The organism is Poinsettia branch-inducing phytoplasma str. JR1, from assembly GCF_000309465.1.
Taxonomy (GTDB): Bacteria; Bacillota_I; Bacilli_A; order Acholeplasmatales; family Acholeplasmataceae; genus Phytoplasma; species Phytoplasma pruni.
In genome coordinates, this window is the sequence record NZ_AKIK01000133.1 from 1 (window position 1) to 1001 (window position 1001).

Annotated in this window: 2 protein-coding genes; both read left to right on the forward strand. The window is 26.3% G+C overall.

Annotation, left to right across the window (positions count from 1 at the left end; genetic code table 11):
• The first annotated feature begins 21 nt into the window (after nucleotides 1–21).
• Complete coding sequence (locus ON17_RS02655; RefSeq protein WP_026072012.1) at nucleotides 22–228, forward strand: hypothetical protein; 207 nt, start codon at nucleotides 22–24, stop codon at nucleotides 226–228.
• A 225-nt stretch (nucleotides 229–453) separates the two neighbouring features.
• On the forward strand, nucleotides 454–1001 hold a 548-nt coding region (locus ON17_RS02660), incomplete at its 3' end, for a YqaJ viral recombinase family protein (RefSeq protein WP_017191959.1).

The window sequence follows — 1001 nt, forward strand, 5'->3', positions numbered from 1 at the left end:
AAAAGAAAGGAACTATTAAATATGTTCATTAAAAAAATCTTATCACTTTTATCCAGTAACATCATTATCTTTATTTTTTTAATCCCTTTAATTTTTATTAATTATTTAATTAAATTCTATCTTTTTACCTATCGATTAAGTATCAAAAGATTAAAGCAAGGAATAGTGGTTCAATTTTATCAATATCTAACCATTACTAAAACTAATAATCATGTGGAACCTAATTAATACTTGGTTAACAAAATTAAATAATTGGTTTACTAATATCAGTAATCATTTCTTTAATCATCAAAATAAGTGGCTTAATTTAGCTTTATTAATCATTATCTTATTATTTTTACCTCATCTCTTATGTTTAATTGATTTCATCTTTAAATGTCTTTATCATATAATTAAATTTATTTATTATTTAGGCCAATATATCATCTCATTATTTAAGAAAAGGAAATAACCATGCAAATCACATTATCTCAACGTACCAAAGAATGGTACCAACATCGCAAAAAATACATTAACGCCTCTGAAATCGGGAGCATCACAGGCAATGACAAATTCCGTTCTTTAGAACAATTAGTTCATAACAAAATCTTTGGCACCACTTTCACAAGCAATAAATACACTGAACACGGTAGTAAAATGGAACCTATTGCTCGTGTTTTCTTTGAAAAAATAACTAAATTAATTTATCATGATGCCATCTTTACGGATGACAAAGAAAAAATGTTTTCCGCTTCTTTAGATGGTTATAATGCTAAAACCAATACTCTCTTAGAAATTAAATGTCCTTATCGCGATGAAAACAACAACATCTCAACATCATGGAATGGCTTTTTATCAAACAAAGAAGTACCTTTAAACTACTGGACTCAAGTCCAATGTCAACTTTATTGTAGTCAAGCGAAATTTGCTTATTTTTTAGTTTATTTTAACGATAATGATTATCATGTAGTCAGAATTTTTTACTTAGATAATAATTTTATTACCAAAATGATTCAAGATAG